Origin of the sequence: Salinicola aestuarinus (genome assembly GCF_003206645.1) — a bacterium.
GTDB lineage: Bacteria > Pseudomonadota > Gammaproteobacteria > Pseudomonadales > Halomonadaceae > Salinicola > Salinicola aestuarinus.
The window spans coordinates 352789-376032 of record NZ_PZJP01000008.1 but is presented as its reverse complement, the minus strand read 5'-3'; the positions used below and the strand labels follow the sequence as shown (position 1 = coordinate 376032).

The 23244-nt window shown below is 61.0% G+C and carries 21 protein-coding genes; 15 read left to right on the top strand and 6 right to left on the bottom strand.

Annotation, left to right across the window (positions count from 1 at the left end; translation table 11 throughout):
- Positions 1-124: 124 nt before the first annotated feature.
- The gene (locus DOM41_RS13700; protein WP_110687409.1) at positions 125-1585 is read right to left on the bottom strand and encodes an SLC13 family permease; all 1461 of its coding nucleotides are present in this window, start codon (positions 1583-1585) and stop codon (positions 125-127) included.
- Between the two features lie 160 nt (positions 1586-1745).
- Between DOM41_RS13700 and cysQ the strand changes: the two genes are divergently transcribed.
- From cysQ to DOM41_RS13640, 12 genes are all read left to right on the top strand, one after another.
- On the top strand, positions 1746-2570 hold the full coding sequence (gene cysQ, locus DOM41_RS13695; RefSeq protein WP_223160999.1) for a 3'(2'),5'-bisphosphate nucleotidase CysQ: 825 nt from the start codon (positions 1746-1748) through the stop codon (positions 2568-2570).
- Between the two features lie 50 nt (positions 2571-2620).
- Entirely contained in the window at positions 2621-3121 is a 501-nt protein-coding gene (locus tag DOM41_RS13690) for a DUF2489 domain-containing protein (RefSeq protein WP_110687408.1), read from the top strand.
- Positions 3122-3488: 367 nt separating this feature from the next.
- A complete protein-coding gene (locus DOM41_RS13685; protein WP_110687407.1) occupies positions 3489-4370 on the top strand; it encodes an OmpA family protein in 882 nt (293 codons plus the stop codon).
- A gap of 295 nt (positions 4371-4665) precedes the next feature.
- On the top strand, positions 4666-6576 hold the full coding sequence (gene thrS, locus DOM41_RS13680; protein WP_110687406.1) for a threonine--tRNA ligase: 1911 nt from the start codon (positions 4666-4668) through the stop codon (positions 6574-6576).
- Between the two features lie 34 nt (positions 6577-6610).
- Complete coding sequence (gene infC / locus DOM41_RS13675) at positions 6611-7150, top strand: translation initiation factor IF-3 (RefSeq protein ID WP_110687405.1); 540 nt, start codon at positions 6611-6613, stop codon at positions 7148-7150.
- Between the two features lie 87 nt (positions 7151-7237).
- Positions 7238-7432, top strand: coding sequence for a 50S ribosomal protein L35 (gene rpmI, locus DOM41_RS13670; protein WP_110665077.1), 195 nt, complete (start codon positions 7238-7240; stop codon positions 7430-7432).
- Positions 7433-7468: 36 nt separating this feature from the next.
- Positions 7469-7819 (top strand): 50S ribosomal protein L20, encoded by a 351-nt coding sequence (gene rplT, locus DOM41_RS13665; RefSeq protein WP_110687404.1) that lies wholly within the window; start codon positions 7469-7471, stop codon positions 7817-7819.
- Between the two features lie 150 nt (positions 7820-7969).
- Positions 7970-8989, top strand: coding sequence for a phenylalanine--tRNA ligase subunit alpha (pheS, locus tag DOM41_RS13660; protein ID WP_110687403.1), 1020 nt, complete (start codon positions 7970-7972; stop codon positions 8987-8989).
- A 24-nt stretch (positions 8990-9013) separates the two neighbouring features.
- Positions 9014-11392 carry a phenylalanine--tRNA ligase subunit beta gene (gene pheT, locus DOM41_RS13655; protein WP_110687402.1) on the top strand — a complete coding sequence of 793 codons (2379 nt, stop codon included), beginning with the start codon at positions 9014-9016 and terminating at the stop codon, positions 11390-11392.
- Positions 11393-11418: 26 nt separating this feature from the next.
- The gene (gene ihfA, locus DOM41_RS13650; protein WP_110687401.1) at positions 11419-11727 is read left to right on the top strand and encodes an integration host factor subunit alpha; all 309 of its coding nucleotides are present in this window, start codon (positions 11419-11421) and stop codon (positions 11725-11727) included.
- Positions 11728-11885: 158 nt separating this feature from the next.
- Positions 11886-12347 (top strand): flavodoxin domain-containing protein, encoded by a 462-nt coding sequence (locus DOM41_RS13645; protein ID WP_110687400.1) that lies wholly within the window; start codon positions 11886-11888, stop codon positions 12345-12347.
- Positions 12348-12358: 11 nt separating this feature from the next.
- Positions 12359-12730: a hypothetical protein gene (locus DOM41_RS13640; protein WP_110687399.1), complete on the top strand. Its 372-nt coding sequence runs from the start codon at positions 12359-12361 to the stop codon at positions 12728-12730.
- Between the two features lie 152 nt (positions 12731-12882).
- Here the strand turns inward: DOM41_RS13640 and ppnN are convergent, their stop codons facing one another.
- Together ppnN and DOM41_RS13630 are read right to left on the bottom strand one after the other, a co-directional pair.
- On the bottom strand, positions 12883-14247 hold the full coding sequence (gene ppnN, locus DOM41_RS13635) for a nucleotide 5'-monophosphate nucleosidase PpnN (RefSeq protein ID WP_110687398.1): 1365 nt from the start codon (positions 14245-14247) through the stop codon (positions 12883-12885).
- Positions 14248-14270: 23 nt separating this feature from the next.
- Entirely contained in the window at positions 14271-14558 is a 288-nt protein-coding gene (locus tag DOM41_RS13630) for a YfcL family protein (RefSeq protein ID WP_110687397.1), read from the bottom strand.
- A gap of 230 nt (positions 14559-14788) precedes the next feature.
- On the opposite strand from DOM41_RS13630, the gene DOM41_RS13625 reads away from it, so the two are divergent.
- Entirely contained in the window at positions 14789-15709 is a 921-nt protein-coding gene (locus DOM41_RS13625; RefSeq protein WP_110687396.1) for a LysR family transcriptional regulator, read from the top strand.
- Positions 15710-15799: 90 nt separating this feature from the next.
- Here the strand turns inward: DOM41_RS13625 and gcvP are convergent, their stop codons facing one another.
- A complete protein-coding gene (gene gcvP / locus DOM41_RS13620) occupies positions 15800-18712 on the bottom strand; it encodes an aminomethyl-transferring glycine dehydrogenase (RefSeq protein ID WP_110687395.1) in 2913 nt (970 codons plus the stop codon).
- Positions 18713-18809: 97 nt separating this feature from the next.
- Positions 18810-19211, bottom strand: a complete 402-nt coding sequence (gcvH, locus tag DOM41_RS13615; RefSeq protein ID WP_110687394.1) for a glycine cleavage system protein GcvH — start codon at positions 19209-19211, stop codon at positions 18810-18812.
- Between the two features lie 653 nt (positions 19212-19864).
- Between gcvH and DOM41_RS13610 the strand changes: the two genes are divergently transcribed.
- Together DOM41_RS13610 and gcvT are read left to right on the top strand one after the other, a co-directional pair.
- On the top strand, positions 19865-21253 hold the full coding sequence (locus DOM41_RS13610; RefSeq protein WP_245391849.1) for an alanine/glycine:cation symporter family protein: 1389 nt from the start codon (positions 19865-19867) through the stop codon (positions 21251-21253).
- A gap of 113 nt (positions 21254-21366) precedes the next feature.
- On the top strand, positions 21367-22479 hold the full coding sequence (gcvT, locus tag DOM41_RS13605) for a glycine cleavage system aminomethyltransferase GcvT (protein WP_110687393.1): 1113 nt from the start codon (positions 21367-21369) through the stop codon (positions 22477-22479).
- A gap of 140 nt (positions 22480-22619) precedes the next feature.
- Here gcvT and DOM41_RS13600 read toward each other — a convergent pair whose 3' ends face one another.
- A complete protein-coding gene (locus DOM41_RS13600) occupies positions 22620-23243 on the bottom strand; it encodes an alpha-ketoglutarate-dependent dioxygenase AlkB family protein (protein ID WP_245391848.1) in 624 nt (207 codons plus the stop codon).
- Position 23244 lies beyond the last annotated feature (1 nt).

Sequence of the window (23244 nt, the reverse complement as noted above, 5' to 3'; positions counted from 1 at the left end):
CGAAAGCCGCGCCAGCCGGTGGCTCGATCCGATTCTCGTCGGCTTCTCGAGCCGGGCGCGAACTCTCTCTACCTCATCCTCCATGGCGGGTCAGTGCTGCAGCCCATCGGAACCAGGCCGGTACTTACAGCCACAGCCATTCGATCAGCGTCATGGTAATGAGGGTGACCACGACCGTTCCCACGAGGTTGAGGAAAAAGCCGGCGCGGATCATTGATTGGATTTTCATGTGGCCAGTCGCGAAGACGATCGCGTTGGGCGGCGTCGCCACTGGCATCATGAAGGCGCAGCTGGCCGCGATCGCCGCCGGGGCGGTGATCAATAGCGGATCAACGTCCAGGGAGATCGCCAGCGCCCCGAGCAGTGGGAGGAACGCAGCCGCGGTCGCGGTATTGGAAGTCAGCTCGGTGAGAAAGATGATGACCAGTGCGATGGCGCCAATCAGCAGGACCAGCGGCAGGGCGCCAAAGACGCTCAGCTGCTCGGCGATCCAGTCGGCAAGCCCGGAGCTGCTGATCGCGCCTGCCAGCGCGAGCCCGCCGCCGAACAGCAATAAAATGCCCCACGGCAGCTCCTTGGCGTCCTCCCATAGCATCAACGGACGATGGCGCTCGTTGCCACTGGGAATGAGGAACAGCGCGACGCCGGCCAGCAGCGCGATGGCGGTATCGGAGAGCCAGGCGACCCCGAGGTCGTTGAGTAGCGGGCGCGTCACCCAGGCGATCGCCGCCAGCAGAAAAACGATACCGACGCGGGTCTCTGCGGGACTGAGTTTGCCCAGCTTACGCAGTTCATTACCGATGACATCGTCGTCACTGTCGTCGGAATCCAGCCTGAGATCGAACCGCTGACGCGTCAGCCACCACCAGGCGATGACGATCATGGCGATACTGACGGGCAGGCCGACGATCATCCACTGGGCAAAGCCGAGTTCGATTCCCTGCTCGCTCGATAGGTAACCGGCTAGAATGGCGTTCGGCGGTGTGCCGATCAGGGTCGCGACACCGCCAATACTGGCCGAATACGCAATCGCCAGGAGGAGGGCGGTTGCGTAGCGCTTCACCTCGTCATCGTCGTCGCTGGTAAAGAGCGAGACCACGGACATGCCGATCGGCAGCATCATGATGGCGGTTGCCGTGTTGGAGACCCACATGCTGATGAAGGCAGTGGCTAGCATGAAACCGCCGATCTGCTGTTTGGGCTTCTGACCGACCAGCGTCAGGATCTTGAGTGCGATGCGTCGATGTAGATTCCAACGTTGCATCGCCAGGCCCAGCAGGAATCCGCCGAGGAAGAGGAAAATCGTCGGGTTGGCGTAGCTCGCCGCCGTACTCTCGAGGTCGGCAATACCGAGCGCGGGGGCGAGAGGAATTGGCAGCAACGAAGTGGCGGGAATCGGGATCGCCTCAGTGGCCCACCAGGTAGCAAGAAGCAGGGCCAATCCCACGCAGTGCCAGGCAGCGGGCTCCAGACCGCCCGGCGCAGGGAGTAACTGGGTAAGCAATATCCATAAGGGGCCTAGAATCAGCCCAACTCTCGCCGCCGTCGAGGGTGGTGAATTTTGCGTGTCGGTTGCTTCCGTCATCAAGATTCGTCCTTGTTCCCGGAGAGTATGAAGCAGGCATAGTCTACGTAAGACTCAGGCGCCAGCGATCTCTCGCGCCTTAGTCTTTGGTCGAATACCATTGGCGTTCTGTCTCGCGCATCGGCGCCTGTCGGTAGCGCACCATCGGGAGTTTTGTGGCGTGTTACATCACCAGGATGAGGTAATCGCAGCGTCCCTCGGGTCACTGTCGAGTGCGGTCGTTGCACTCTGTCGCCAGGCAGGCGATGCGATCGAAGAGGTCGCGCATTCGCAGCTGAGAACGCAGATCAAGGATGACGATAGCCCGGTTACCACCGCGGACTTTGCCGCTCACTCCTGTCTTGTCGAGGGTCTCACGCGTCTTGGTGTCCCGGGGTGGCCAGTCCTTTCCGAAGAATCGGCTTCGGTGCCATGGCAAACGCGGCGTCAATGGTCGACCTACTGGTTGATCGACCCGCTCGACGGGACCAAGGAGTATCTGCGAGGGTCCGATGAGTATTCGGTCAATGTCGCCCTCATTCACGACCATCGGCCCATTCTTGGCGTCGTCGAGAAGCCCCGGACGCGTGAAGTGTGGCTGGGCCGCCCCAGCGAAGGAGCATGGCATCAAGCCGCGCCGGGCGCGAACTGGTCACCCCTTAGCGTTGCGCCGGCTGAGCCACCGCGAGTCGTTGTCAGTCGGTTTCACCGCGGTGCGAAGGCCCAGCGCCTGATCGATGCCATTCCCGGTGTGCGAGTGACTACATTGGGAAGCTCCTTGAAATGCTGTCTCATTGCCGGCGGTCGGGCGGATCTCTATCCCCGCTTCGGGCCCACCAGCGAATGGGATACGGCGGCGGCCCAAGCGGTTCTCGAAGGTGCCGGCGGTAGTCTCGTCGAGACTCACGACTGGTCGCCGCTTCGCTACAACACGAAGGCGTCGCTGTTGAATCCGGGCTTCGTGGCCTGTGCTAGCCTCGAAGGCGCCTGGCGAAAGGCCTGGTGACCGGACAGCGATGTTCGAAGACTCACACGGATCAAAAGGCGATCGAAAACATGTCCACTGCGATGACGATGATGGTGGCAGCCGCGGGGCTCTGCGTGTTGGCCGCTCTTGCCTGGTACGCGCGACGGCTTTGGCGAGAGGTTCGGCGCCGCGAAGCATTCAGTCGCGACGAAGCGATCCGGGCGAACCGAAACTGCGTCGACAGCCTGGAAGCCATCGCCAAGGCGATGGTCGACGAGCAGATCGACCCCGTTGAAGGGGCGCTACGCTGCCGCGTTTTACTGGATATCATCGATACGCGACTGGTGCAGCAAGAGCCCCTGAGTGTCTTCGCGACCGTTCAGGAGCGAGCCGCCCACCTGAAGACGCACCAGGCTCGGAATGCCTTGTCGCCTCGCCAGCGGCATCGCGAGGATCAGGCGCGGGAAGCGATTGCCCATGAGCATGCGCAGTCGCTGAAAAATGGCGCGGCAGAACTCGGCCGTTTGTGTCGTGAATGGCGCGAGCGCGGGGTCTATGAGCAAGGTTTCACCCTGCAGACCGGTGCGTGATAAGGCGGGCGCAGGGGCTGACTTGCAGCCGGTGTCGCCAGGCGACGACATCCTTGGGTTGGGCTGGGGTCGGTGGGTAACTTATTCTTCAATAAGCTTTGCCAATCCGGCAAATGGTGCTAAAAAAGAACAGTGTTTCCCGACTCGGGTTGAAACCCGCAGTGGAATCGACAATGCTGTTATGGAGCTGCAAAGAAAGGGCGATGGGAACATTGGCCGAGACTTGAAATGGTGAGGAAATTCATCGTTCAAGATTTCTTTGTCTTCGTGAGAGAGAAAGCCTTTCTCCCAACGAAATCGGCTTCTATACTCGAAGCCGCTGGGTAACGCCCGTTACGACTAGCGCTGTGTTAAGAAGGAGTCTTACATGAAAAAATCAACGACTGGCCTACTACTGGGTTCTGCTTTGGTAGTCGGTCTTTCTGGTTGTGCCAGTTCCGGCATGGAATCCACCGGCAGCTCGTCCGATCAGGCGTGGTACAACTCGCCCTTCGTCTGTGGTGTTGCAGGTGGCCTGATTGGCGGTGGCCTGGGTTACGCTACCAGCGGTACGTCCGACGAAGACAATGGCGCGGCGATTGGCGGCGTTGCTGGCGCGACTGCCGGTGCCCTGCTGTGCGCAGACTACGGCTCCGACGTCCTCGATAGCGATGGCGACGGCGTGCCTGATGACCGTGACCAGTGCCCGAACACGCCGGCTGGCGTGGCTGTCGACGCGGTGGGTTGCCCGCTCGACACCGACGGTGACGGCGTGCCGGACTACATGGACCAGTGCCCGGGTACCCCGGCCGGCGTCGAAGTCAACGCACAAGGTTGCCCGCTGGATTCAGACGGCGACGGCGTGCCGGACTATCAGGATCAGTGCCCGAACACTCCGGCCGGTGCCGAAGTCAACTCGCTGGGCTGTGAAGAAGACCTCGTGCTCCGCGACGTCAACTTCGAGTTCGATTCCGCGCAGCTGACCTCCAGTGCCGAATCCATTCTGGATAGCGTCTCCAGCAAGCTGATGTCCAACGACCAGCTCCGCATCCGTCTGGAAGGTCACACTGACTCCATCGGTTCGGCTTCCTACAACAAGGATCTGTCGCAGCGCCGCGCTGATTCCGTTAAAGCTTACTTGGTCAACAAGGGCTTCAACGGCGACAACATCACTACTATCGGCTACGGTGAAGAGCAGCCGATCGCGACCAACGATACTGCTGCAGGTCGTGCCGAGAACCGTCGTGTTGAACTGGGTGAGTGGGAATAATCACTCCTCGCTTCACGATGTGAGCCAAGAGGGCGCCTTCGGGCGCCCTTTTTCTTTTCTGCTTGTCATGTTGCTGAATTCGTTGGCTGATGACCCTTCGCGGCGTGTTGGTAAACGTCGCACCGCGCTGATACGCTTGCCTACCTGCGGGGCCAAGACAAGCCCGCAAACCCTCTTTAAGCCTTTCGCACGATCCGACTCGCCCGTATGCGAGCGCCTTTGAAAGGTGAAATCGACCTATTTTGAGCTCAAGTGATCCTTGGTAGGGACCACCACTGAGCGTAAGGATTCATGCATGCCTATCGTGACCCTGCCGGACGGTACTCAGAGAACATTCGACGCGCCGTTGAGCATCATGCAGTTGGCCGAATCGATCGGCCCCGGCCTCGCCAAAGCTTGTGTTGCCGGTAAAATAGATGGCGTCGAAGTTGACGCGGCTGACATCATTGATCGCGACGCCAGCGTCGCCATTCTCACCGCTCGTGATGCTGAGGGGCTGGATGTCATTCGCCACTCCTGCGCCCACTTGCTGGGGCACGCGATCAAGCAGCTTTACCCGTCGGCCAAGATGGCGATTGGCCCGGTCATCGACAATGGGTTCTATTACGACGTCGACTTCGGTGCTTCCCTTTCTTCCGAGGAGCTGGAGGCGATCGAATCGCGTATGAAGGCGCTGATCGATCAAGATTATGACGTCGTACGTGAGTACGTGGATAAGCCGAAAGCGCTGCAGACCTTCGAGTCGCGAGACGAGCCCTACAAGCAGGAGATCGTCGAGGGCATCGCCGAAGGCGACACCATCCGGCTATACCATCACCAAGAATATATCGACATGTGTCGGGGGCCCCACGTCCCCAATACTCGTCATCTGAAAGCGTTCAAGCTCACCAAGCTGGCGGGGGCTTACTGGCGCGGGGATGCGTCCAAGCCGATGCTGACTCGCATCTACGGCACGGCCTGGTCGGACAAGAAAGCGCTCAAGGCTTACCTTCAGCGCCTGGAAGAGGCAGAGAAACGCGACCACCGTAAGCTGGCGCGTCGATTCGACTTCTTCCACATGCAGGAAGAAGCGCCCGGCATGGTCTTCTGGCACCCCCGCGGGTGGACGCTTTGGCAGGCTGTCGAGCAGTACATGCGGAATGTCTACAAAATCGGCGGCTACCAAGAGATCAAGTGTCCGCAGATCATGGATGTCTCACTCTGGAAGAAGTCAGGGCACTGGGACAACTATGCCGAGAACATGTTTTTTACCGAATCCGAAAAGCGTGAATATGCGCTGAAGCCGATGAACTGCCCGGGCCACGTGCAAGTCTTCAATTCAGGCTTGCGCAGTTACCGTGAGCTGCCGATGCGCTACGGCGAGTTTGGGGGGTGTCATCGCAACGAGCCGTCGGGTGCCCTTCACGGTATCATGCGAGTGCGGGCGTTCACCCAAGACGATGGCCACGTCTTCTGCACCGAAGATCAGGTCGAGGCGGAAGTGGCTGCCTTTCACCGTCAAGCTCTCAAGGTCTACGGCGATTTCGGCTTCGATGACATCGCGGTCAAGATCGCGCTGCGCCCCGAGAAGCGGCTGGGTAGCGACGAGAACTGGGACCGCGCTGAAAACGCTCTGCGCTCGGCGCTGGGCAATTGCGACGTTGCCTGGGAAGAGCTGCCGGGCGAAGGGGCGTTCTACGGCCCCAAGATCGAATATCATATGAAGGACTGCCTGGGTCGTGAGTGGCAGGTCGGCACCATGCAGGTCGATTTCATGATGCCCGATCGTCTCGGTGCGCAGTATGTGGCCGAGGATGGCTCCCGTCAGGTGCCGGTTATGTTGCACCGCGCCATCGTTGGCTCGATGGAGCGTTTCATCGGCATCCTCATCGAGCACTACGCCGGCGCCTTGCCGCTCTGGCTGGCGCCGGTCCAGGCCGTCGTCCTCAATATCACGGACTCCCAGCGTGAATATGCCGAAAACCTGCTAAAACGCCTGCGTGAAGCGGGCTTCCGGGTGGAAGCGGACTTGAGGAATGAGAAGATCGGCTTTAAAATCCGTGAGCATACGCTGCAGAAGATTCCTTACCTCCTCGTAGTGGGAGACAAGGAGATCGAGTCGGGTGCCGTCGCCGTGCGCACTCGAACTGGTGAAGATCTGGGCTCGCTACCGATCGACGCGCTCCTCGAGGAGCTCCATCGAGCGAACCGTCAGGATCAACACTAGGCAGCAACGTTAATCGCCAGATGGAGATCTAACGATCAAGCGAAATAATCAGCGCGGGCGTCCTCAAGAGAAGCGTGCGCCCATCAATGACCGTATCCGGGCAGACGAAGTTCGTCTCATCGACAGCGAAGGTGAGCAGGTTGGCGTGGTTCCTATGCAGGACGCGCTGCAGCGAGCCGAAGAGGTTGGCATGGATCTCGTACAGATTTCCAACGCCGATCCCATCGTCTGCAAGATCATGGACTACGGTAAATTCCTCTTCGAGCAGAAGAAGCAGAAGTCTGCCCAGAAGAAGAAGACCAAACAGATTCAGGTTAAGGAAGTTAAGTTCCGGCCTGGTACTGACGAGGGCGATTATCAGGTCAAGCTGAAGAACCTGACTCGCTTTCTCGAAGCTGGCGACAAAGGTAAGGTCACGCTACGTTTCCGAGGTCGTGAAATGGCACACCAGGACATTGGCCGTCGGCTGATGGAACGGATCGCCAACGATCTTGAAGACATGGCGGCTGTCGAATCCTTCCCGAAAATGGAAGGTCGGCAGATGATCATGATCATAGCGCCTAAGAAGAAGTGATCCGCGGGCAAGTCGAACGGGGTGGGTCGGTCCAATCCGGCCCATTCGGCCTCGGGTTTCCTAAAAAAGCAGAGTGGAGTTCAACTCATGCCAAAAGTTAAGAGCAACAGTGGCGCGGCTAAGCGCTTCAAGAAGACTGCCAATGGCTTCAAGCACAAGCAGTCTTTTCGTAGTCACATCCTGACCAAAAAGTCCACCAAGCGTAAGCGTCAGCTGCGTGGCATGAAGCAGATCCACGCTGCCGACAAGCAGCTGGTCACGCGCATGCTGCCCAACCTCTGACCCTTGGTCGTCATTTTTTAAAGTCAGGAGAAAGCTATGTCCCGCGTTAAGCGTGGCGTCGTTGCACGTCGCCGTCATAAGAAAGTCATGAAGCAGGCCAAGGGCTATTACGGAGCACGCTCGCGTGTTTTCCGCGTTGCCAAGCAGGCCGTCATCAAAGCTGGTCAGTACGCGTACCGCGACCGCCGCCAGCGAAAGCGTCAGTTCCGCGCGCTCTGGATCACTCGTATCAATGCTGCAGCTCGCAACAACGGCATGTCCTACAGCCGTTTCGTCGCTGGCCTCAAGCAGGCGGGTATCGAGATCGACCGTAAGGTGCTGGCCGATCTGGCCGTTCACGAGAAGGCTGCCTTTACGGCGCTTGTCGAGAAAGCCAAGGCTGCGTAAACGAGTCCGGCTGGTCACCTGGGAAACCGGGTGGCGTGAGCTATGACCGATACAGGGGAAGGGCAGCCGCTCTTCCCCTGTTTTTTTGTGCCGTGTCGTTGGATTGACGGTTTCGGCAGAGCGTAACGAAAGATAAGCGGAGCTCGACGGATGGACCATCTTCCCGCCCTGGTTAGCGAGGCGAAAGCGGCGATCGCCGCGGCCGAAGACGCGCAGTCACTCGATCAGGTTCGGGTGCGATTTTTGGGCAAGAAAGGCGAGATTACGGCGCTACTCAAAGGTCTAGGGAAGTTGCCTGCCGAGGACCGACCTGCGGCGGGTGAGCGCATCAATGAAGCCAAGCAGCTGCTGCAGCAGGAACTGGATGCCCGTAAACAGGCGCTGGAGCAGGCCGAAATGGCGTCTCGGCTCGATGCCGAGCGCGTCGACGTGACGTTGCCGGGTCGTGGAGAGCCGGGCGGTGGCCTGCATCCCATCACCAAAACGCTCGAGCGGATCGAAGGGCTCTTTCAGCGCATCGGTTTCGACGTCGCTGTTGGCCCGGAAATCGAGGACGATTTTCACAATTTCGAAGCCCTGAATATCCCCGCTCACCATCCGGCTCGCGGGATGGCCGATACCTTCTATTTCGATGCCAAGCGCCTACTCCGCACGCACACATCCCCGGTGCAGGTGCGGACCATGCAGTCCCAGGAACCCCCGATCCGCATCGTCTGCCCGGGCCGGGTTTACCGTAGCGATTCCGATCTCACGCACACGCCTATGTTTCATCAGGTCGAGGGCCTGCTGGTGGACGAGGGGGTGAGCTTTGCCGATCTCAAGGGCACCATCGCCGACTTCCTACAGGCGTTTTTCGAGAGAGACGATCTCGAAGTTCGATTCCGTCCGTCGTACTTTCCCTTCACGGAACCCTCCGCTGAGGTGGATATCCAGTGCGTGATGTGTCGCGGTGAAGGCTGTCGTGTCTGTTCTCGCAGCGGATGGCTTGAAGTGATGGGTTGCGGAATGGTGCATCCGGCGGTCTTCTCGCATGCCGGCGTGGATGCCGAGCGGTTTACCGGCTTTGCCTTTGGCATGGGAGCAGAGCGGCTTGCCATGCTGCGCTACGGCGTCAACGACCTACGCCTGTTTTTCGATAACGATCTGCGCTTTCTGCGCCAGTTCAACTGACCCACGCGCCCAAGGAGTCGCAAGATGAAGTTTTCTGAAGCGTGGCTGCGCGAGTGGGTTTCTCCCGCACTGGAGACACAGCCGCTAGCCGATACCGTTACCATGGCGGGCCTCGAGGTCGACGCGGTCGAATCGGTCGGTACCGAATTTCAAGGCGTGGTGGTCGCTAAAGTGATTGCCAAGGCGCCGCACCCCGACGCCGACAAACTCAATGTCTGTCAGGTCGATGACGGTAGCGGTGACCCCGTTCAGGTTGTTTGCGGTGCGCCCAACGTCGCGGAAGGTCAAAAGGTGCCTTTCGCCCGGGTTGGCGCCGTGCTGCCGGATGATTTCAAGATCAAGAAGGCCAAGCTTCGTGGCGTCGAGTCCCGCGGCATGATCTGCTCCGCTTCCGAGCTAGGCTTGGAAGAGGAGCGTTCGGCGGGGATCCATGTTTTGCCCGAGGACGCTCCTGTGGGCGCCGACTTCCGCGACTGGATGCAGCTCGATGATCACACCATCGAGGTCGATCTGACGCCCAATCGCGGCGACTGTCTCAGCGTTCGCGGTATGGCGCGAGAAGTGGGTGTTCTGACCCGCGAGCGCGTGACAGCGCCAAGTGTCGAGCCGGTCGAAGCTGAGACGGATGCGTGCTTCTCGGTAAGCATCAAGGTGGGTGATCGCTGCCCGCGCTATCTCGGTCGTATGCTTGAGGATGTCGATCTGACGGCCGAGACGCCGCTCTGGATGTCGGAACGGCTGCGGCGCAGTGGTATCCGCACGATCGATCCCGCCGTTGACGTCACCAACTACGTGATGCTCGAGCTGGGTCAGCCGCTCCACGCTTTCGACCGCGAGCGTCTGACCTCTGCTATCGAGGTGCGGTTGGCCGCCGACGGTGAATCGCTGACCCTGCTCGATGGACAGGATGTGGCGCTGGACAGCGAGACCTTGGTCATTGCCGATGGCAGCGGACCGTTGGCCATTGCTGGTGTCATGGGCGGGGTGGCTTCCGGAGTGACTCGGGACACTCGCCATCTCTTCATCGAGGCGGCTTTTTTCACGCCATTGGCCGTGGCCGGCACGGCGCGGCGCTATGGACTGCACACGGATGCCTCGCATCGCTTCGAACGAGGGGTCGATCCTCAGCTTGTCGAGGCTGCGATGGAGCGTGCCACGGCGCTGTTGATCTCGATCGTCGGTGGTCGCCCCGGCCCCGTGGTTGAAACCGGAGGTGATCGTCTGCCGCCGGCCGCCCACATTGATCTTCGGCGCGAGCGGCTCGATGCCTGTCTGGGCGTCGCGCTGCCCGCCGACGAAGTCGAGGACATTCTTGCTCGGCTGGGCATTAACGTGGCCGTGGTTGCTGACGGCTGGCGTGTGGAAGCGCCGTCCTGGCGTTTCGATATCGCGATCGAAGAAGACCTGATTGAAGAGCTGGCGAGAATCCACGGCTATAATCGGCTGCCGGTTCGTCGCCCGCAAGCGCGACTGGCGTTGGCGCCGGACCATGAAGCGACGCAGCCGCTGGGTCGGCTGCGTCGCCATCTGGTCTCTCGGGGTTACCAGGAGGCGATTACCTACAGTTTCGTCTCTCCAGAGCTACAGGCAATGGTCACGCCGGAAAGCGTATCGCCGGAGCTGGCCAATCCGATTTCGAGCGATATGTCGGTCATGCGACATAGCCTATTTCCGGGGCTGCTCAAGGCGTTGATGCATAACCTCAATCGCCAGCAGACGCGGATTCGCCTGTTCGAATCGGGGCTCGTGTTTCGCGGTGCGCTGGACGACCTCGAGCAGCCGTCGATGCTTGGGGGAGCGATTTGTGGGTCACGTGACGTCGAAGGCTGGAGTGCGCGTCGCGACGCGTTCGACTTCTTCGATCTCAAGGGGGATGTGGAGTCACTCATCGCGCTGAGTGGGGAATCGAGCCGGTGGCGATTCGTGGCCGAAGCCCATCCCGCGCTCCACCCCGGTCGCTGTGCGCGGCTCTATCGGGACGATCGACCGGTGGGTTGGATCGGCGCGTTACACCCCTCGCTTCAGTCGCAGTTGGGTATCAAACCAGAAGTCTATCTTTTCGAGATCGAACAGGCGGCATTGGTCGCAGGCCGTGTCGCCGAATTCTCGCCGCTGTCGCGTTTTCCTGAAGTCCGCCGCGACTTGGCGTTCGTCGTCGAGGAGAAGGCCAGCGTAGGGTCGATCATGGAAACCGTTCGAGAACAGGCGGGCGAGTGGTTGACCCAGGCGCAGCTGTTCGATGTCTATCAAGGCAAGGGAGTCGAGCCTGGTTACAAGAGCATCGCGCTAGGCTTGACCTGGCAACATCCTTCGCGCACTCTCAATGACGAAGAAATCAACCAGTTAATCGCGGCAGTGGTCGAGCAAACCCAGGTTCGATTTGATGCCGTACTGCGAAGTTGATCTGTCATTTCGCGCAAGGAGCGATCATGGGAGCGCTGACCAAAGCTGAACTGGCGGAACATCTCCATTCCGAGCTCGGGTTCTCGAAGCGGGAAGCCAAGTTCATGGTGGAGACATTTTTCGAAGAGATCCGTGGCTGCCTGCGTGAGAACGAGCAGGTCAAGCTATCCGGTTTCGGCAACTTCGATCTCCGCGACAAGCGAGAGCGCCCCGGCCGGAACCCGAAGACGGGCGAGGAGATTCCCATCTCTGCACGTCGCGTCGTGACTTTCCGGCCGGGCCAGAAACTCAAGGCGAAGGTCGAGAGTTTCGATGGAGAGCTTCAGCAGGAGTGACGTCACTTTGGCATGATCAAACCGCCCGCCGGCTCGTTGCCGGTAGGCGGTTTTTTTATGTCGGTGCGTAACGGCCAGGATGACGCCGGATCACGGCTGAGGCCGCGGGATCGCTGTGCTAAGCTGCTGGCCCCATTCTTGATCTGTGAAGCGTGTCTATGCCGAAGATGAATATCTACGTCGGAACGGTCTACGGCGGTGCCCTGGACGTTGCCGAACAGATAGCGCCCTTGTTCGAGCGAGCGGGATACGACGTTTCGATCCTCGACAAACCTGGGCTTGGCGATCTGGTCGAGCCCATGCCGGCGCTGGCCCTGTTCTGCCTATCGACTACCGGAAGTGGCGATTTCCCCGGCGATCTGGTGCCGTTTGTACGTGAATTGAAGTCGACTCCGCCGAGCCTGACTGGGCTACGCTACGGTCTCATTGCGCTCGGAGACAGCTCGTATGCGGACACCTTCTGTGGCTCCGGACGCGCGCTCGACGCCATTCTGGAAGACCTCGGTGCGCAACGGCTGGGTGAGCGACTGGAGATTGATGCCATGGAGACCTTCATGGCGGATGATGCAGCGCTTCCGTGGGCCGAGTCCTGGATAGAGACGCAGGGGCTTTCGCAGTGAGTGGTCACGAGATGACACGCCCCGTTCCCTTCACGGCGACCCGCTGGAGCGTCCTCGCGGGTCTCGCGGCAGTCATGCTCTCGTCGCTGCCGAGGTACTGGGTCGTGCGTGACGACACGCGCCTGATTCTGCTGCTCATCTTGCTGGCAGCCGTCACTATTGCGCTCACCGTCTTCTGGCGGATGATGCAGGGGAACGAGCGAGCCAAATGCCCGGGGGCGCTGAAATGGCTGGCGATCTGCTTTATGGGCGGATACGTACTGATGACTGTCTGGCAGGCGACCCAGAGCGGCGCGGTGATCTGGACGCAAGTGGCCTCGCAGGGGGCGGCCCTAGGCTTGCTGCTGCATGCGGTGTCTCGGCTTTGGCGCGAACGGCGCTAGTTCACACACCGGTAGCGCGAGCACCGCGCGATCAGAACGTGAGAACGGCGAGCCAGCATGGCTCGCCGTTCTGCATTCAACCGCCGCGTTGATGACGCCGCGTCTGAGGGGATGGCCACTGCGGCCGACAGGCCAACGGCGGCTCGCCCCGGTCAGCCCAAGGTGTAGCAGGGCACGTACTCCTTCCCCGGCAGCTTCATCCGACCCTGCGCGACGAATGAGGTCAGCAGCGAATCGAGACGTTTCATCAGCTGGGGCTCGGCGTGTAACTGAAACGGCCCCCGCGCGGCGATGGCGCGAACGCCACTTTCCTTGACGTTGCCTGCAACGATACCTGAGAAGGCCCGGCGCAGGTTCGCCGCAAGCTCGTGACGCGGCTGTTCCCGGTGCAGCGCCAGCGATGCCATCGCCTCGTGGGTCGGCTCGAAGGGCTGTTGAAAGCTGCGCTCGATCGTCAGCCGCCAGTTGAAGTAAAAGGCGTCGTCCTGCTCTCGACGGAACTTGGCGACCTCGCCAATCGCCTCTCGCATCTGCTGGGCGACGCTTGCGGGGTCGTCGATCACGATGCGGTAAAACTGCGCCACCTCGTCGCCCAGGGTATAGCGAAGGAATTCATCGATACGCTCGAAGTAGTCACGCGCGCTCTCCGGACCGGTGAAAATGACCGGAAAGGGAATCTCGCGATTGTCGGGGTGCGCGAGAATGCCCAGCAGATAGAGAATCTCTTCGGCGGTGCCGACGCCGCCGGGAAACACCACGATGCCGTGCCCGACACGGACGAAGGCCTCGAGGCGCTTCTCGATGTCCGGCATGATGACAAGTTCGTTGACGATAGGGTTGGGAGACTCGGCGGCGATGATCCCCGGCTCGGAGATCCCGAGGTAGCGGCTATCATGCCGACGCTGTTTGGCGTGCGCCAGATTCGCGCCCTTCATCGGGCCCTTCATGGCACCCGGCCCGCAGCCGGTACAGATATCCATCCCGCGCAGCCCCATGTGGTAGCCGACGCTTTTGGTGTAGTCGTACTCCTCCCGGGTGATCGAATGCCCGCCCCAGCACACCACCAGATTGGGTTCCTGCGCGGTGCGCAAGGTACCGGCGTTACGCAGGATGTGGAAGACAGCATTGGTCGAGCCTTCGTTCGTGTCGAGGTCGAACCGCGGGTTGTTCTGAATCTCGTTGTAGACGTAAACGATATCCCGCAGCACCGCGGATAGCTGCTCGCGGATGCCGCGAATCATTCGGCCGTCGACGAACGCGCATGACGGGGCGTTGGAGAGCTTCAAGCGAATGCCGCGATCCTGCTGGAGTACCTCGATGTCGAAGTCTCGATAGGCTTCCATCACGGCGAGGCCATCGTCGGTCGGCGTGTCGCAGTTCAGAATCGCCAGGGCGCAACGGCGAAGGAGATCGTGTAGGCCACTTCCCGAGGTGTCGCGAAGGCGATTGACCTCCGACTGCGAGAGAATTTCGAGGCTTCCCTCGGGAGAGACGATGGTCGAGAGCGTTTCGGGCATGACTATCCTCGGGCGAAAAAAGATCAGTGATCGATGCGGGTCAGCGCGGTGCGCCAAAGAGACGCGATCTGCTCGCGGTCGGCGTCGCTCATGTTGTCCTGCGTGAAGGTCCCCTCGAGCCACTCCCAGTAGGTCGCGTCGAAGTCTTCGGCGACGACTGCCTGCGGGTCGTAGTCGGCCATCTCCTGGACCAGACCGATCTGGGGAATCATGTAGCCCAGTGCGAACAGCTGGTCGTCGTCGGCTTTCTCTTCCATGGCGAGCAGCGTGCGCTGCACCGCGGTGGCACGCTGAGCAAAGGGGTCGGACATGGTGCTCGGTGTCTCCTGAGTGAGGTTGGCTCGAATGTTAACACGGGCTTTCCAGAGGGGCAGAGCGGCCCGCTGTGGCTACCCCCGCCGACGTCGCGGTGCGAGCGTTCGTATAAATTGCTATGATTTCCCCGCCTGAAGCGTAGAAGCAGCCGTTATCTTCACGCCATTGTTTCCAACGGCAATGCCCAACGATCGGCTGCCGTCCAGTCCGAGTAACCCCCTGTCTCATGTTCAACGCCCAGTACTTTCGTACCTTCATGATGCTCGTCGAAACCGGCAGCTTCACCCAGACTGCGCGCAAGCTGGAGATGACCCAGCCCGGCGTGAGTCAGCACGTGAGAAAACTCGAGGAGTATGTCGCGCGTTCGCTGCTCAACCGTCATGGTCGGCGGTTTACGCTCACCGAGGCGGGCCGTCGCACCTATGACTACGCGGTGAAGCTTTTCGCCGAGCACGAGCAGTTTCGCCACTCGCTGGACGATGACTCCGCCGATAGTGGAGAGTGTCGTATCGCCTCCCCGGGTAGCGTCGGTCTGATGTTCTATCCGTTTCTGCTCGGCTACCAGCAGATGTATCCGGGCCTTACGGTCAATTACAGCTTCGCATTCAACCGCGATATCGCTCAGGAGGTGGCGGCAGGGCGCCTCGACGTGGGGATTGCCACTGACGTCGCCAAGCATGCCGAACTCGAGTGTCAGGCGTGGCATCAGGAGCCACTCTGTGTGGTTGTCCCCGCCGATTTCGCTGGTACCACCTTTGGTGAGCTGTTGGCTCTGGGCTTCGTTAACTACAACGACGGTGAAGCCAACGCCAGCCTGGTGCTCAAGCAGAACTTCGCCGACGAATTCCGTGGCATGAGTCGCTTCCCGCGGCGCGGCTTCACCAATGAAGTCGGTCAGGTGCTCGACGCCGTGGCGCGGGGACTAGGGTTCACGGTCGTGCCGCGGCCCGTTCTGGAGACATCGCCCTGGCAGCGCCAGGTCAAGGAACTGTCGCTGCCTCAGCCCGTCTACGAAACGCTCTACCTGGTTGCCCGGCGCGATGTGGCGCTCCCTAAGCGTTATCGTCAGCTTCTGGATACCTTTCGTCAGCAGCGGCTCAATTCACTCTACGGTTACAGCGAGCTGCCGTCGCTGGAAGGGACCTAAGACTCAAGGCTCTCCCACCGCCCAACGTCAGCGGCCGCCCGGGGAGGGCGGCCGCTGGCCTATCCGGCCATTAGGCGACGCCGTCGCCGTTCACTCGCTGTCTCGATAGACGTCGATCGGTGGGCAGCTGCAGATCAGGTTGCGGTCGCCATAGACGTTGTCGACGCGGTTCACCGCCGGCCAGTATTTGGCATCGCGTACCGCTTGCATCGGAAATACGCCGAGTTCGCGGGAGTACGGGCGATCCCATGTCTCGTCGATGATGTCCTGCTGCGTGTGCGGCGCCAGCGCCAGCGGATTGTCGGTTTTCGACCACTCCCCGGATTCGACACGGCGGATCTCTTCGCGAATCGCGATCATGGCATCGCAGAAACGATCCAGCTCATAACGTGACTCGGATTCCGTAGGCTCGACCATCAACGTGCCGGCCACCGGGAACGACATGGTCGGTGCGTGAAAGCCGTAGTCCATCAACCGCTTGGCGATGTCTTCCTCGGTAATGCCACTCGCGGCCTTCAGCGGTCGGACATCGAGAATGCACTCGTGGGCGACGGTGCCATTGGCCCCTTTGTAAAGGACCGAGTAGTGCCCCGACAGGCGGTGGGCGACGTAGTTGGCGTTGAGAATTGCCAGTTCCGTTGCCTCGCGCAGCCCCCGGGCGCCCATCATCTTGATGTAGGCCCACGAGATCGGAAGGATGGAGGCGCTGCCGAACGCCGCCGCCGCGACGGCTCCGGAGCTTTTCTCGACGCCGTGGATCGGCGTGACGACATGATTGGGCAGGTGCGGTGCAAGATGCGCTTTGACGCCGATCGGGCCCATCCCCGGGCCGCCGCCGCCGTGGGGAATACAGAACGTCTTGTGCAGGTTCAGGTGCGAGACGTCGCCGCCGAAGTCCCCCGGACGGCACAGTCCAACCTGAGCATTCATGTTGGCGCCGTCGATATAGACCTGCCCGCCGTTGTCATGCACCAGGGCGCAGGCGTCACGAACGTTCTCTTCGAAGACACCGTGGGTGGACGGGTAGGTCAGCATGATCGCCGAGAGCGCGTCGCTATGTTTCTCAGCCTTGGCGCGCAGGTCGGCCATGTCGATATTGCCGTCTTTATCACACTCCACGACGACCACCTTCATCTGGGCCATCGCGGCCGATGCCGGGTTCGTGCCATGCGCCGAGCTGGGGATGAGACAGATGTCACGATGTCCCTCGCCGATGGCGGCCTGGTAGCGCCTGATCGCCACCAGGCCGGCATACTCGCCCTGAGCGCCGGAGTTGGGCTGCATCGACAGCGCATCGTAGCCGGTGATCTCGATCAGGAAATCGCTGAGCTCGGTGATCATTTGACGATAGCCGCTGACCTGATCGGCCGGCGCGAAGGGGTGAATGTTGGAGAATTCGGGCCAGGTGATCGGCACCATTTCACTGGTGGCGTTCAACTTCATCGTGCAGGAGCCCAGCGGGATCATCGCGTGCGTCAGGGAGAGATCGCGATTCTCGAGCCGCTTCAGATAGCGCAGCATCTCCGTTTCGCTATGGAAACGGCTGAAATTCGGGTGGGTCAGGAAGTCGCTGTTGCGCCGATAGGCGGCAGGAATGGCGCTGTCACCCCTATTGTCACCACGCTCAATCAGCGCGCGATCGAGTTCACCGACGCTCAGCCCGTGCTCATCGCCGATGAGAACGTCCAAGAGCTCGGCCAGATCCGCCGCCGTGGTCGTCTCGTTGAGACTCACGCCGACTTCACCGTCCTGGGGGTAGCGAAGATTCACTTCGCGGGTCATGGCGCGCCCGTGAATCCGATGGCTATCGACACCGGTCAGGGTCAACGTGTCGAACCAGCTTTCGTTTTTCAACGCGATACCGTGCTGGCGCAGGCCGTGAGCCAGTAGCGTCGTGAGCCGATGAATGCGTCCGGCGATGGTGCGAAGTCCGGCAGCGCCATGGTAGACGGCGTAGAAGCCTGCAATGTTGGCGAGCAGGGCCTGCGCGGTACAGATGTTGGAGGTCGCCTTCTCTCGCCGGATGTGCTGCTCGCGCGTCTGCATCGCCATCCGAAGGGCCGGACGGCCCCGGCTGTCACGTGAGACACCGATGACCCGCCCGGGTAGCGAGCGCTTGAGCGCATCGCTCACGGCGAAATAGGCCGCGTGCGGGCCGCCGTAACCCATCGGGACGCCGAAACGCTGCGCGCTGCCCAGCACGATGTCCGCGCCCATTTCGCCCGGTGCTTTCAGCAATACCAGGCTCATCAGATCCGCCGCGACACAGGTCATGGTCTGATTCGACTTGGCGTCGCGGATACGCGCTTCAAGGTCGTCGATGCCGCCATCGACGCCGGGGTACTGTAGGAGCGCCCCGAAGACGTCATGATCAGCAACCGACTCGGCCGGTGCTATCACCAGTTCGAAACCCAGGTACGCCGCACGCGTTCGAAGCACATCGAGCGTCTGCGGGAGCACGTCGTCGGCGACGAAGAAGCGATTGCTCTTGTGCTTCTTGTTCGAGCGTCGGCAGAGCGCCATCGCCTCGGCAGCGGCTGTCGCTTCGTCGAGCAGCGAGGCGTTGGCGATCGTCATCCCGGTGAGGTCGGTCACCATCTGCTGGAAGTTGAGCAGCCCCTCGAGTCTGCCCTGTGCGATCTCCGGCTGGTAAGGGGTGTAGGCGGTGTACCAACCGGGATTCTCGAGCACGTTACGCTGGATCACCGCCGGCAAGTGCGTCGGGTGATAGCCCTGACCAATGTAGCTCTTGAAGACCTTGTTCTGACGCGCGAGGCCGCGGAGGTAGTCCAGCGCTTCTGACTCGCCACGCGGCCCATCCAGTGCAAGCTCGCGATCCAGTCGAATCGCAGCGGGAATGGTGCGTTCGACGAGCGATGTGATCGACGATAGGTCGAGTGTCGACAGCATGTTGGCTACGTCGCTGCGGCTGGGGCCGTTATGACGTGTCAGGAAGTCTTCATGATTGGCCAGCTCGGCGAGCGTACGAGAATCGGAGGGCATGATCGAGTCCAGCGAGAGTGGCAGAGGAAAGGAAAACGCAGGGTATTGCAGGCGCCGCCAGCCAATGGCTGGCGGCCCGTGGGCCGAGGGATCGGTTTTAGTCGTCGTCCTGCTCGGCCGCGATGAGATCCGCGTAGGCATCAGCGTCCATGAGTGACTCGAGCTCGGCCTGATCCGACAGTTTGAGCTTGAGAATCCAGCCGTCGCTGTAGGGCGAATCGTTGACGGTTTCGGGCGCATCTTCGAGGGTTTCGTTGACTTCGATGATTTCGCCGCCCAGTGGCGCATACAGATCGGATGCCGCCTTTACCGATTCGATGACGCCAAATTCGTCACCTGCGTCGACTTCACGTCCGGCTTCCGGCAACTCGACGAACACCACGTCACCCAGGGCTTCCTGGGCGTGATCGGTAATGCCGACGGTGACGCTACCGTCACCGTGGTCGAGAACCCATTCGTGGCTGTCGGTGTAGAGCAGTTTGTTGGGAATTTCGCTCATGGAAGTTTCCTATACGAAACGTTTATCAAATGATGAAATTTTAGCAGCATTATGCACTAAGGGAGCCTGAATTGGGATACCAAATCTCGAGCTTATCCTGCGGTGCGCTGCATCGAGCGACCCGTAACGAGGCACGCGACTTTAGGTTGAACCCTGATGTCGCCGGCGTCCAGATCGAGCGGGTTCCAATTCTTGCAGGGCGCTGAATTCCGCACCCGCGGCAGTTCGTAAAGGCGGATGGTGTCAGGTAGGCGGTGAGGGCTGGGCGTCTGCGGCTCGCACGTCGAAGGCCCATGAGCCTCAGTCCCTTGTTTCGTATTGGAAACAATGAAGCGGTTGGTTAAGGTGAGTCACCTTGCTGAAGGTCTGCCATCCGGGGCACTGGGTTTGTGGCTGGCCTCGACCATGACAGACCGGGATTGGTTGAAGCGTCGGTTCGGCGCTGTGAGGTTGCCACGTCACCGATGAGGCTTCAGTGAAAGATAATGGGCACCTTTCTCCGCGGACGCTTTGCGTTCAGCGCGCTTTTTGCGCTAATAAATGACGCTTGGCGCTATCGACGGGCCCCGAGTCACCGCCTGACGCTCGCGGCACCAAGCGCTGCTGGATGATGCCGGGCGGGACCAACAACAACCGAAACGGTGGGGTGCAACGTGGAACTACTCAACTCTTTCTTCAGTGCGATCAACAGCGTGGTGTGGGGACCGGTCATGCTGGTTCTGCTGTTCGGCGTCGGGCTCTACCTTCAGTTCGGGCTCCGGCTGATGCCGATTCGCAAGCTTGGCGAGGGCTTCAGCCTGCTGTGGAAGGGGCGAAGCAGCGAATCGAGCGATCGCGACCAGGGTGAAATCTCTCCTTTTAATGCACTAATGACGGCGCTGTCGGCGACCATCGGTACGGGGAATATCGCGGGCGTCGCGACGGCGATCGCACTGGGTGGGCCAGGCGCGGTGTTCTGGATGTGGCTTACCGCCCTTGTCGGCATGGCCACCAAGTTCGCCGAGGCGGTGCTGGCAGTGCGCTACCGTGAGACGGACTCGCAGGGCAACCATGTCGGCGGTCCGATGTACTACATCCGCAACGGGCTGGGTAAACGCTGGGCCTGGCTGGGAGGCATGTTTGCCTTTTTCGGTGCGGTGGCGGCTTTCGGCATCGGCAATACCGTGCAGGCCAATTCGGTGGCTGATGCGCTCACGACGTCCTTCGGTATTCCTGCCTGGGTGACGGGTCTGGTCATCATGGTGCTGGCGGGCGCAGTCATTCTCGGTGGGATCAAGCGGATCTCCCAGGTTGCCGGCAAGCTGGTGCCGCTGATGGCCATCGCCTACTTCAGCGCGAGTGTCGTGGTGCTGGTGATCAACGCCGATCAAGTGCTCGGGGCGTTCGGCATGATCTTCGAGTATGCCTTCCAGCCGATCGCCGCCAGTGGCGGTTTCGCCGGCGCGGCTGTGGCGGCAGCCATTCGTTTTGGTGTCGCCCGGGGTATCTTCTCCAACGAGGCGGGCCTGGGCAGCGCGCCCATCGCTCACGCGGCGGCCCAGACGCGCAACCCGGTCCGCCAGGGGTTGATCGCCATGCTCGGTACCTTCATCGACACGCTGGTGGTCTGCACGATGACCGCGCTGGTTATCCTGACATCGACGCACTGGCTGGATGGCGAGAGTGGCGCGGGACTGACATCGCTGTCGTTCGACAGCGGTTTGCCGGGATTCGGAGAAGCGCTGGTCGCGATCGCGCTGGCGGTATTTGCGTTCACCACCATTCTTGGCTGGTCCTTCTACGGAGAGAAGTGCTTTCAGTATCTGTTCGGGGATCGTGCGATTGTCGTCTATCGGGTGGTCTTTGTGCTGGCGGTGCCGGTGGGCGCCATGGCACACCTTGATCTCATTTGGCTGATCGCGGATACCTTCAACGCGATGATGGCAATTCCCAACCTGATCGCTCTGGCACTGCTATCGCCGGTGGTCTTCAAGCTGACGCGTGACTATTTCGCCGGCAAGACGGTACTGCCCGGCGAAGACCTGAATTCCCACCGGGATTGAGGGCGAGGCGGGCAGTGGCCCGCCTCGAATTGTTTATTCGACGCATGACGTGTCGGCCTGTTCCGAGTGGCTCAGGTCGGCACGTTTCTTTACTCCAGATTCGGGAGACCCGCATGTCCGATCTTCACGCCACGCCGCTGCAGGCGCTTCATCAGTCGTTGGGTGCCAAGATGGTTCCTTTCGCCGGCTACAGCATGCCGGTGCAATTCCCGCTAGGAGTGAAAAAGGAGCACGAGCACACGCGCCGCGCCTGTGGGCTTTTCGACGTGTCGCACATGGGACAGGTGCGTATTGTCGGGCCGGAACCCGCCCGGGCGCTCGAGACCCTGGTGACGGCAGATGTCGTCGGCCTGGCAGTCGATGGCCAGCGCTACGCGCTTTTCACCAATAGCGAAGGCGGCATCCTCGATGATTTGATGGTCGTGAACCATGGCGAGTCTCTCTATCTGGTCGTCAATGCGGCCTGCCGCGAGCAGGATATTGCGCTGCTCCGAACGGGTCTGGGGAGTGGCCACGACGTCGAGGTGCTCGATCGCGGACTGCTGGCGCTCCAGGGGCCGCAGGCAACCGAGGGAATGCGCCGGCTTTGCCCCGCGGCGTGTGAACTCCGCTTCATGCAGCACGGCCGCTTCGAGGTGATGGATCAGGAACTCTGGATCAGCCGTAGTGGGTATACCGGCGAAGACGGTTTCGAAATCTCAGTGCCCTCGGACGCGACCGAGAGCCTGGCCAGATGGTTTCTCGATCAGCCAGAGGTTGAGCCTGTTGGGTTGGGCGCGCGCGACTCCCTGCGTCTGGAAGCGGGGCTCTGTCTCTACGGGCACGATATCGATGAAACGACGACCCCGGTCGAGGCGAGCCTGCCATGGGCGGTAGGCAAGACACGTCGAGTGGGTGGCGAGCGTGAGGCGGGCTTTCCCGGTGCCGACAGGGTCTTGCATCAACTCCAGGCCAAGGACCACAAACGCAAGCGGGTGGGTCTGATTGGCGAGGGTCGGGCGCCAGTGCGAGAAGGCGCCGTGCTCTTTGACGCGAACGATCAGGAAGTGGGGCGCGTCACTTCCGGCGGTTTCGGTCCCAGCGTTGCCAGCCCGATCGCGATGGCGTACCTGTCGGTGGAGGCCGCCGAACGAGGAGAGACCGTGTACGCCGAAGTCAGAGGCAAGCGGCTGCCAATGGTCATCAGCGCCATGCCCTTTGTCACTGCCAGCTACTACCGCGGCTAGCCTGTAGTTTTCGCTACCGGCCTTGGGCCGGTAGCCCTGTCTGCCTGTCTTCTCCTTCTTGTCCCGCATTCTTTATACCGTTACCTCTTCTTGCCAGACACTAATCAAGGCTCGGCCTAGGTCGTGGTCATTGGACCCGTTCAGTCGCGGGGATAAACGTGCCGAAACGTGAGATTGATTCTCACGCCGTCGACCGCTCGGGGAGCGAGCGCGTGCTGCCAGTGCCGCTGTGCGCCGGCTCCCATCAACAGCACGCTGCCGTGGGGTAGCCAAACATTGAACGCGTCGCGATTCTCGCGTTGCCGCGTACGAAAGCGCAAAGGTCGTTCCGCGCCAAGCGACACCGAGACCACGACGGGGTCGGTCCCGAGCTCGGGTTCGTCGTCGCTGTGCCATCCCATTCGCTGGCGGCCATCGGCGTAGCGGTTGAGCAAGACGCTATTCAGCGTCAGCGCTGCCATTCCGCTCTGTTGCAGCGAGGTGACCAGGCGGTCGCGGAGTGTCTCGACGGCGCCAAGCCAGGGCTCCGGGCGAAACGTCCGACCGGAGTAGCGATAGTCGAGATCGACATCCCCCATCCAGCATTGAGACCGCGGTATGACATGAGTCTTGCCATACAGCGTGAGCGTGGGGGCGTCCCAAGGGATCGCTTTCTCCAGCGTTGCGAGGAGTGCATCGGCTTCCTCGCGGCGCAGAAAATGCGGGTTAAGCATCAGCGGGGGAGTGCGACGAAGCGTCTGCCAACTAGAGCGGTCATCGGTCACG

Excerpts from the sequence above, each read along its gene's own strand:
- DOM41_RS13700 (WP_110687409.1), bottom strand. The coding sequence starts at position 1,585 with ATGACGGAAGCAACCGACACGCAAAATTCACCACCCTCGACGGCGGCG.
- DOM41_RS13690 (WP_110687408.1), top strand. The coding sequence starts at position 2,621 with ATGTCCACTGCGATGACGATGATGGTGGCAGCCGCGGGGCTCTGCGTG.
- DOM41_RS13685 (WP_110687407.1), top strand. The coding sequence starts at position 3,489 with ATGAAAAAATCAACGACTGGCCTACTACTGGGTTCTGCTTTGGTAGTC.
- thrS (WP_110687406.1), top strand. The coding sequence starts at position 4,666 with ATGCCTATCGTGACCCTGCCGGACGGTACTCAGAGAACATTCGACGCG.
- rpmI (WP_110665077.1), top strand. The coding sequence starts at position 7,238 with ATGCCAAAAGTTAAGAGCAACAGTGGCGCGGCTAAGCGCTTCAAGAAG.
- rplT (WP_110687404.1), top strand. The coding sequence starts at position 7,469 with ATGTCCCGCGTTAAGCGTGGCGTCGTTGCACGTCGCCGTCATAAGAAA.
- pheS (WP_110687403.1), top strand. The coding sequence starts at position 7,970 with ATGGACCATCTTCCCGCCCTGGTTAGCGAGGCGAAAGCGGCGATCGCC.
- pheT (WP_110687402.1), top strand. The coding sequence starts at position 9,014 with ATGAAGTTTTCTGAAGCGTGGCTGCGCGAGTGGGTTTCTCCCGCACTG.
- ihfA (WP_110687401.1), top strand. The coding sequence starts at position 11,419 with ATGGGAGCGCTGACCAAAGCTGAACTGGCGGAACATCTCCATTCCGAG.
- DOM41_RS13645 (WP_110687400.1), top strand. The coding sequence starts at position 11,886 with ATGCCGAAGATGAATATCTACGTCGGAACGGTCTACGGCGGTGCCCTG.
- DOM41_RS13640 (WP_110687399.1), top strand. The coding sequence starts at position 12,359 with ATGACACGCCCCGTTCCCTTCACGGCGACCCGCTGGAGCGTCCTCGCG.
- ppnN (WP_110687398.1), bottom strand. The coding sequence starts at position 14,247 with ATGCCCGAAACGCTCTCGACCATCGTCTCTCCCGAGGGAAGCCTCGAA.
- DOM41_RS13630 (WP_110687397.1), bottom strand. The coding sequence starts at position 14,558 with ATGTCCGACCCCTTTGCTCAGCGTGCCACCGCGGTGCAGCGCACGCTG.
- DOM41_RS13625 (WP_110687396.1), top strand. The coding sequence starts at position 14,789 with ATGTTCAACGCCCAGTACTTTCGTACCTTCATGATGCTCGTCGAAACC.
- gcvP (WP_110687395.1), bottom strand. The coding sequence starts at position 18,712 with ATGCCCTCCGATTCTCGTACGCTCGCCGAGCTGGCCAATCATGAAGAC.
- gcvH (WP_110687394.1), bottom strand. The coding sequence starts at position 19,211 with ATGAGCGAAATTCCCAACAAACTGCTCTACACCGACAGCCACGAATGG.
- gcvT (WP_110687393.1), top strand. The coding sequence starts at position 21,367 with ATGTCCGATCTTCACGCCACGCCGCTGCAGGCGCTTCATCAGTCGTTG.